Source organism: Streptomyces turgidiscabies Car8 (assembly GCF_000331005.1).
Classification (GTDB): Bacteria; Actinomycetota; Actinomycetes; order Streptomycetales; family Streptomycetaceae; genus Streptomyces; species Streptomyces turgidiscabies.
This window is the reverse complement of the sequence record NZ_AEJB01000567.1, coordinates 1-1,868: the sequence shown is the minus strand read 5'-3', so window position 1 is coordinate 1,868 and position 1,868 is coordinate 1. Positions and strand designations below refer to the sequence as shown.

Annotated in this window: 1 protein-coding gene; it reads right to left on the bottom strand. The window is 67.1% G+C overall.

The genetic code is table 11. From position 1 onward, the window contains the following. Positions 1-17: 17 nt before the first annotated feature. On the bottom strand, positions 18-1,868 hold a 1,851-nt coding region (locus tag STRTUCAR8_RS40280; RefSeq protein ID WP_006382145.1), incomplete at its 5' end, for a flavin-containing monooxygenase.

The window sequence follows — 1,868 nt, the reverse complement described above, 5'->3', positions numbered from 1 at the left end:
CCCTGTCGTCGGTCAAGTCAGTGCGTACGGCGTGTGGAGAACGTGTGGTCTTCCGACCGGGGTGCGCGCAGCATGGCCCAGTAGTCGACCAGACGCCAGGGGCAACTGACCCAGGCTCGGCCGGCTTTGTTGCGGTAGTAGCCACCCGCCGATCCACCGTGCTTCCAGACGGTCTTGTCCAGCTCCTCGTCGACCCGCTGGTTGTACGCTTCGGTCGCCTCCCAGGTCGGCTCCATCGAGGAGTGGCCGTTCTCGATCAGGTACTGGAGGCTTTCGACCGTGTAGTGGACGTGCTCCTCACTGGTCACGTTGTGGCCTCCGCCATGGTTGGGAGCCGCGTTCGGGCCGGCCGTGACGAAGAAGTTGGGGAAGCCGGGAACGGTGATGCCCAGATACGCCCGCGGGTTCTGCTCCGCCCACTCGTCGGCCAGCCTGACGCCGCCGCGGCCCACCACGTCCAGGAAACCGAGGTATTCGAGCTTGAAGCCGGTGGCCCAGATGATGACGTCGGCGGCGAGGAACTTCCCCTCCGTCGTGACGATACCGTCGGGGCGGATCTCCTGGAAGGAGGCCCGGTGCACCGTCACATTGTCGCGCTTGACGGCCTCGAAGAAGCCGGGGTCCTTCACGATTCGCTTGGCGAATGGCGGGAAGTCCGGTGTCAGCTTCTCTTTGAGGTCCGGGCGGTCGGCGAACGCCTCGTCCAGATAGCGCAGACAGGCCTGCATCACCGCGTCGTTGGCCGGGGACGCCGACACGTGCGTCGCATACCAGTCCTCGTCGATCCGGGGCACGGGCCAGCCCTTGTCCGCGGCCCACCAGTACGTCTTCGTCCGGAACCACTGGTGGAAGTACGGGATGTTCTCCAGCGCCCACCGCACGCCGTCGGGCACGCCGGCGGATACCTGCCCTTCAGGAATGACCCAGTGCGGCTGGCGCGCCACGATGTCCAGGCACTCCACCTGGTCGGCGACGGCGGCGACGACCTGTACGGACGTGCAACCCGCACCGAGGACGACCACCCGCTTGCCCCGCAGGTCGACATCGTGGTGCCACTCGGCGGTGTGCATCATCGTGCCCATGAACGAACTCGCACCTTCGATGTCCGGGGTCGACGGCCCGTTGAGCACACCCGTGGCGGTGACCACCGCGTTGGCGCGGCGCGTCCGGACGGTGCCGTCCTTGTGTCGGACGGAGATCTCCCAGACCTGGTCGTTCTCGTGCCAGGTGCAGCCGAGAACCTTGGTGGAGAAGGCGATGTGCGAGTAGAGGTCGTACTTGGCGGCCACGCCTCGCAGGTACTCGAGGTACTCAGGTCCCGTCGGGTAGTACTTCGACCACCGGGGATTGAGTTCGAAGGAGTACGAGTAGAAGTGGCTCGGGGTGTCGACCGCGGCTCCCGGATAGGTGTTGCGCGACCACGTGCCGCCGAGGTCGTCGCGTTCCTCGAAGACCTGGTAACGGAAGCCCGCCTGGCCGAGCTTGATCGCGGCGTTCAGACCGATCATCCCGGAACCGATGATCGCGACGCTGAAATCCTCGGGAGGAGTGCCTGTCTGGGCAACACTCCGCCGAGCCGCCTCGAAGCCGCCCTGCTCCCGCAGGTGGGCGACGTACTCCTCGCCGACCTCGTCGTCGACACAGACTTCGGCCATCTGCCGGAAGAGCGCGTCGTCCGGGACCGCGATGCGCGGTGTCAGCGGGCGGCCGTCGAGCAGTTGCCGAGCGCGGGCGCGGACCTCCGCCGCAACCGGCGACGGATAGTGGCCCATCAGCACCGGTGTGCTGCCGTCCGCCTCGGCGAGGGGGCGTTCGCCCGCGAGCCTGTCCCGGAACTCGTCGACGAGGCTCGTGTCTCCGGTCAGATG